The organism is Mycobacterium sp. (genome assembly GCF_019243155.1).
GTDB lineage: Bacteria > Actinomycetota > Actinomycetes > Mycobacteriales > Mycobacteriaceae > Mycobacterium.
In genome coordinates, this window is sequence record NZ_JAFAUS010000350.1 from 1 (window position 1) to 6,230 (window position 6,230).

Below are 6,230 nucleotides of genomic sequence, written 5' to 3' on the forward strand. Positions count from 1 at the left end.
CGCTCGGGTCCGGCCACGTAGTGAGTTGCTGGAAAGATGCGCAGCGAGTCGACCTGCCGGACAACGTCCCCGGTGAGCGGGTGCAGGTAGTACAGCGCCTCGATCTCGTCGCCGAAGAACTCGATGCGCACCGCAAGCTCCTCATACGACGGGATGATTTCGACGGTGTCACCGCGCACCCGAAACGATCCGCGGGTGAACGACAGGTCGTTGCGGGTGTACTGCACGTCGACCAGCAGCCGCAGCAGCCCGTCCCGGGGTACCTCGGTGCCGACCTGCAACTCCACGGAGCGGTCCAAATACGACTGGGGCGTGCCCAGGCCGTAGATGCACGACACCGAGGCCACCACGACGACGTCGCGGCGCGACAGCAGCGAAGACGTCGCGGAGTGCCGCAGCCGCTCCACGTCGTCGTTGATCGAACTGTCCTTTTCGATGTAGGTGTCGGTCTGGGCGATGTACGCCTCGGGCTGGTAGTAGTCGTAGTACGAGACGAAGTATTCAACCGCGTTGTGCGGCAACATCTCTCGCAGCTCGTTGGCGAGCTGGGCGGCCAGCGTCTTGTTCGGCGCCATCACCAGCGTCGGCCGTTGCAGCCGCTCGATCAGCCAAGCGGTGGTCGCCGACTTCCCGGTGCCCGTGGCACCGAGCAGCACCACGTCGCGCTCCCCCGCCTTGATCCGGCGTTCCAGGTCGTCGATGGCCGCCGGCTGGTCGCCGGCCGGGTTGTGCGGGCTGACGACTTCGAAGTCGCCACCGACGCGCACGACCTCATCGACGGCGCGGTATTCCGAATGGGCGACTACTGGATGTTCAGTCGCAAAAGCCATGGCACCAGGGTAGAGCCGCACACCGACAAGCGCCGCCGGTCACGATCCCACCGGGCTGACGAGCTCGTCCACGACCCATTGGGCGACCCCGACGGGGAATGGAGCCGGCAACCCGAGCACGATGTGGCTAAAACCGGCGTCTATGGCCCGTCCGATCGCATCCCGGGTGTCCGCTGGCCGATCGTAGGACACCCCGAGATGCATCGACCGCGTGACGGCGGCGGGGTCACGGCCGATCTCGGCGCAATATTCGTCCAGCAGCGCGCTGCGGGCGGTCGCGTCGTCCAGGTCGCCGCCCGGGATGTTCCACAGGTCTCCGTGCCGCGCGATGACACGTAGCAGTTGCTTCGAGCGGCCGCCGATCATGATCGGCGGATACGGCTGCTGCGCGGGCTTCGGGTTGCCGAAGGCGCCGGCGAGCCGGACGTGGGCGCCGTCGAAGTCGAACGGCCCGGCCTCGGTCCACAGTCGGCGGATCACGGTCAGCGCCTCGTCGAGGCTGTTCACCGAGTCGGTGAAGTCGTGGTACGGCAGACCGTGCGCCTCGTATTCCCGCCGGGCCAGCGGGTGGCCAGGGCGGGAACCGGCACCGATCCCGAAGTCCAGGCGCCCGCCGGAGACGATGTCGACCGTCGTGGCGATCTTCGCCAGCATCGCCGGCGGACGGAAGCGGTTGCTGGTGACGAGTAAGCCCAGCCTGATGCGGTGCGTCTGGGCGGCCATGGCCGATAGCAGTGTCCAACCCTCGAAGATGGGCCCGGCGGGGTCTCCGGCAATCGGCAGCAGATGGTCGAACAACCACGCGTGCTCGATCTGCGTGACCCCGTCCGCCTCGAGCCACACGCGTTGGATGTCGTCGTAGTCGACCTGCTGCGGCGCGGTCGCTATGCCGAACCGCGGGGCGGGTGTCCGGGCCATGGAATCCCCCATTGCCGTTCTACAATTCGTCAAACGGAACAAGGTTCCGGTGACGACGTTACGGAACATTGTTCCATTTCTCAACCGAGCAGCGAGGTGACGGTCGGTGACCGACGAAGAATCGCGGAAGTCGGTCCCCCAAAAGCGATCCGATGCGCGCCGCAACAACGAGGCGCTGCTTGCCGCGGCCGCCGCCGCCTTCGTCGAATCCGGCGTCAACGCGCCGGTACGGGACATCGCCACCCGGGCCGGGGTCGGTATCGGAACCATCTACCGGCACTTCCCAACGCGGGCCGACCTCGTCGTCGCGGTCTACCGCCATCAGGTGGAGGCGTGCGCGCAGGCCGGCCCGGCGCTTTTACGGGACAGCAGCTCACCGCTGGCCGCACTGACCGCCTGGATCGATCAGTTCATCGACTTCCTCGTCACCAAGCACGGCCTCGCCGGCGCCATGCGGTCGGATTCCGCGGCATTCGAGACCCTGCATGCGTATTTCCTGGACCGCCTCGTTCCGGTCGTCGCCGAATTGCTCGACGCGGCCATCTCGGCGGGTGAAATCGTCTCGGACGTCGAGGCTTACGGGTTGATGCGGGCGGTCGGAAACCTCTGCATCGGCGCGCACGGCGACGGCGACTACGACGCGCGGCGCATGGTGCGGCTCGTCATCGCGGGCCTGCGCGTGCAGTAGCCCGCGTGGCAGCGCCTACCCCGCGGGCCGGGTCCAGGTGCGGGTGACCGGATCGCACTGCAGCAGGTAGCCGTCGTTCGACGTGCTCATCGCAAAGACCGAGGTGTTCGGCCGGTCGCAGGTGCTGCCGGACGCGTGCACGCCCATCGTGATGGGCGCCTTGGCCCAGGCGTTGCCCTCGCAGACCACCTGCTCGTTGTTGGTCGGGTCGTAGGCGACCTTGTCGACGTCGCTGCATAAGCCGCCCAGCACGGCCGGCACGGCGTGCGCGGGCGCGGTCGAGGTGCTGATGACCTGGTTCGGATCGGCGATCTGCACGGCCGTCGGCGCATTCCCGGTTCGGGTGGCCACAACCGGCACCCGCACCACCGCTCCCTGCGCACCGCATTCGTTGCTCAGCACGGTGTCGGTCTCCGTACCGCGCAGCGAACCGTCGGCCTGCGGCGCCAAGGACCAGGCGACGGTCTCCTGCTGGGTGGCCCTGACCTGACCGTTGGGCTGGGTGCAGCCCACTCGCTCCTGCTGCGGCGCGCCCTGCCAGTAACCGGCAATGAAGCGCAGCGTGTCCGTGTGGCCCCCATCGGTGCTGCTGGCGGCCTGATGCTTGGCGTCGTCCAGCTGCGTCCCCGTGGCCGCGCAGCCGTTGGTGGTGCACGCCGAGCGGAAAGCCCACCAGTTGGTGTTGGCCCCGTCGGACCGGATAGCGATGCCATTGCCGGACTGCTTGCTGTGGTCGTAGGTCAACTGGTACGTGCCGTTGAGCGACGGCCCACCCGACCTGGCGGGAGCCGCGCTGGGCGCCGGCACCGACGGCCTCGACGCGAGCGCGGGATTGGGCTGGGAAGGATCCGGCTGGAAGGAGTAGAGGATCGACCAGGTGGCCGCCACGGCGATCAGCACCGCGCAAATCAGCGCGGTGGCCCAGCGAGTCTTCGCCGAGAATCGATGACTCATCGCGGCAACGGCTCCGAGGGCTCCGGGCCGGCGGGGCGGCGTCGAGGCGGTCGGAGCCGGGGCGTCGGACCCATCGCCGACCCGCTCGCTGATGGCCGCCGCGAACGCGCGGCACCGATCGAACCTGTCCTCCGGCTTTTTCGAAAGGGCCTTGCGGAACACGTCATCGAGGTCCGCCAAGTCCGGGCGGTAGTCGCTGAGCAGAGGCGGATCTTCGTGCAGGTGCTGGCTGATCACTGCGATCGGATTGGTGTGCCGGAACGGCGGCGCACCGGTGAGCAGATGGAAAGCCGATGCGGCCAAAGCGTATTGGTCCGCCCGGCCGTCGATGGGTGAACCGGTCAACTGCTCGGGTGCCGCGTAAGCCACGGTGCCCACCGCGACATTGGTCTCGGTGATGCCGCTGATATCACCGAGGTGTCGCGCAACACCGAAGTCTGCCAACAGAATTCGCCGCTCCCCGTCTTCGGGGTGGGTGAGCAGGATGTTGGCCGGCTTGACGTCGCGGTGCAGCAGGCCGCGGTCGTGCGCGTAGTCGAGTGCGCCCGCGACCGCCTGCAGAATCTCGCACACCTGGTCGAGCGGCATTCCCCCTTCGTGGCGCTCCTTGACGAGCCGCGAGGCGTCGGTGCCCGAGACGTAGTCCATCGAGATCCACAGATGCCCGTTGAATTCGCCACGGTCGTGTACGCCGACGATGTGCGGATGCCACAGCGTGGCCGCGAGATCGGCCTCGCGGTTGAACCTTTCGCGGAACTCGGGGTCGGCGGTCACCGCCTCCGCCAGGACCTTGATCACGTCGCGGCGCGGCAGCCTGGGATGCAGGGCCAGGTAGACCTCGGCCATGCCCCCGGCACCCAACTGCCGCAAGATCGTGTAGCCGGCGAACGGTTCGGCGCTGTCTATCGCGCCGGTCGGTACGCGCGGCTCGCTCGCTTCAACGATGTCCTGCTCGAGCGCCAGCGCGGGGTCGACCTCGGCTTCCGCGTTGGGTATCGAACTGACCGGTGGAATGTGGCGAAGCAGGTGCGCGAAAGTCGCCGACGGCAGCGAGGAAAAGCCCGCGCGCAGCGCCTCCCGCGCCTGCCGCGGGTTGCTCATCAGCCAGCGCCCCGCGCCGATGCGGCGGGTCGTCCCCTTGTGCTCGTCCATGCGTGACTCGCCCCCTCGTGTCTGAAGCACTAGCCCGGGTGTCGCACGCCGCAAATCAGATTCGTGGTGCGCCACCGTGGGCATGTGCATCGCGATTGGGCCCTCTGCTCCGTTTCGGTATCCGCCCAGCACGGCTGTGTGCTCGGCACCGTCCGGACACAATCTCCGTTGCACCCCTCCTGATCGAATAATGCCGTAGACGGGTAGGCGGTTGGTCTCAGGAGGCTATGAAACCGCTATGAGAGGCCGGAGCGAGACCCAGCCCGAAACAAAGCGAAGTCACAGGCGGGTCCAATAGAGGGCACTCGCCGCGCGGACCGATACTTGAGTAGTGACTCGACCCGCCCCGCCCATCCTGACAATTCGGCACGACGGGTCCCAACGATCCTTCGCGGCAGGCCATGAGGTGGTCATTGGACGCGACGCACACGCCGATGTGCGCATCGCGGATCCGCGGATCTCGCGTGCACATCTGATACTCCGGTTCGATCAAGGCCGATGGCTGGCAATTGACAACGGATCGCTGAACGGGACATATCTCAACGGCTACCGGATGCCGGTCATCGACATCCATGACGGTCAGAGCATCAACGTCGGCAATCCACACGGACCGCGGTTGACCTTTGCCATCGGCCCGCAGCAGGGCCAGACGAACCGGCCGGTCCGGATCAGGCCTACCCCGGAATCCGGGCCACCCACCCTTACCTGGACCGCGGTCCCTGAGCAAACAAATCCCAACCAGCCGCCACCACCGCCACGTGGCCAGTCCGGAGGCCAGAGCCGCAACCCCGCTCGGGGCGGACCCAACGTCGCGCCGTCGCGCCCGATGCCGCCGAGGCAGCCGTCGAGACCGCCAAATTCGCCGCCACGGCAGCCGGTTTCGCCACCCCGTCAGGCGCCGCCGCGGGTTCCACCACCGGGTCCGCCGCGCGGTGCGGTGCCGCCACGTGCGATACCGCCCGAAGAGCTGACCGTGGTCGACGCGGGCTCGCCGGCCAGGTCGCAGGCGATGCCGGCCCAACCCGATGCCCCGGCTCCACCGCATGTAGACGCGACACCGCCGGCCGAATTCACCGTGATCGACGCCAAAACCGGTGACGTGTCCAACCTCGCGACGCGGTTTGTGAAGTTGCTCTCGCCGCGCGCGTCGTCGGCGGCCGGCACCGCCGGCGCCATGACGATCGGCCGGGCCGCCGAGAACGACATCGTCGTCTCGGACGTGCTGGCCTCGCGCCAGCACGCGACGTTGGTGCCGACCGCGCTCGGTACCGAGATCCGCGACAACAGCATCAACGGAACGTTCGTCAACGGCACCCGGGTCGGTTCGGCGATTCTGTCCGAGGACGACGTCGTCACCATCGGCAACGTCGACCTGGTGTTTCGCAACGGCACGCTGACCAAACGCAGCGAAACCACGGCCCGCACAGGCGGTTTGGAGGTGCGCGACGTCCGGTACGTCGTCGACAACGGCAAACAGCTGCTGGACGACATCTCGCTGACCGCGCGCCCGGGAACGCTGACGGCCGTGATCGGCGGATCCGGGGCCGGCAAGAGCACGCTGGCGCGCCTGATCGCCGGCTACACCACGCCGAGTTCGGGCACGGTGACGTTCGAGGGCCACAACATTCACGCGGAGTACGCGTCGCTGCGCAGCAGGGTGGGCATGGTCCCCCAGGACGATGTGGTGC

5 protein-coding genes are annotated in these 6,230 nt (G+C 67.8%); 2 read left to right on the forward strand and 3 right to left on the reverse strand.

The features are described from left to right. Together JOZ00_RS18140 and JOZ00_RS18145 are read right to left on the reverse strand one after the other, a co-directional pair. Positions 1 to 830 (reverse strand): DEAD/DEAH box helicase family protein (locus JOZ00_RS18140; RefSeq protein WP_293346018.1); only part of this gene is annotated, 830 nt, incomplete at its 3' end. Positions 831 to 869: 39 nt separating this feature from the next. Continuing rightward, positions 870 to 1,748, reverse strand: coding sequence for an LLM class flavin-dependent oxidoreductase (locus tag JOZ00_RS18145; RefSeq protein ID WP_293346020.1), 879 nt, complete (start codon positions 1,746 to 1,748; stop codon positions 870 to 872). Positions 1,749 to 1,854: 106 nt separating this feature from the next. On the opposite strand from JOZ00_RS18145, the gene JOZ00_RS18150 reads away from it, so the two are divergent. Further along, on the forward strand, positions 1,855 to 2,436 hold the full coding sequence (locus JOZ00_RS18150) for a TetR/AcrR family transcriptional regulator (RefSeq protein WP_293346022.1): 582 nt from the start codon (positions 1,855 to 1,857) through the stop codon (positions 2,434 to 2,436). Between the two features lie 15 nt (positions 2,437 to 2,451). On the opposite strand, the gene JOZ00_RS18155 is transcribed toward JOZ00_RS18150, so the two are convergent. Beyond that, positions 2,452 to 4,542 (reverse strand): serine/threonine-protein kinase, encoded by a 2,091-nt coding sequence (locus JOZ00_RS18155; RefSeq protein ID WP_293346024.1) that lies wholly within the window; start codon positions 4,540 to 4,542, stop codon positions 2,452 to 2,454. Between the two features lie 331 nt (positions 4,543 to 4,873). Between JOZ00_RS18155 and JOZ00_RS18160 the strand changes: the two genes are divergently transcribed. Next, on the forward strand, positions 4,874 to 6,230 hold a 1,357-nt coding region (locus JOZ00_RS18160; protein WP_293346026.1), incomplete at its 3' end, for an FHA domain-containing protein.

Coding starts and splice junctions, on each gene's coding strand:
- JOZ00_RS18145 (WP_293346020.1), bottom strand. CDS start 1,748: ATGGCCCGGACACCCGCCCCGCGGTTCGGCATAGCGACCGCGCCGCAG.
- JOZ00_RS18155 (WP_293346024.1), bottom strand. CDS start 4,542: ATGGACGAGCACAAGGGGACGACCCGCCGCATCGGCGCGGGGCGCTGG.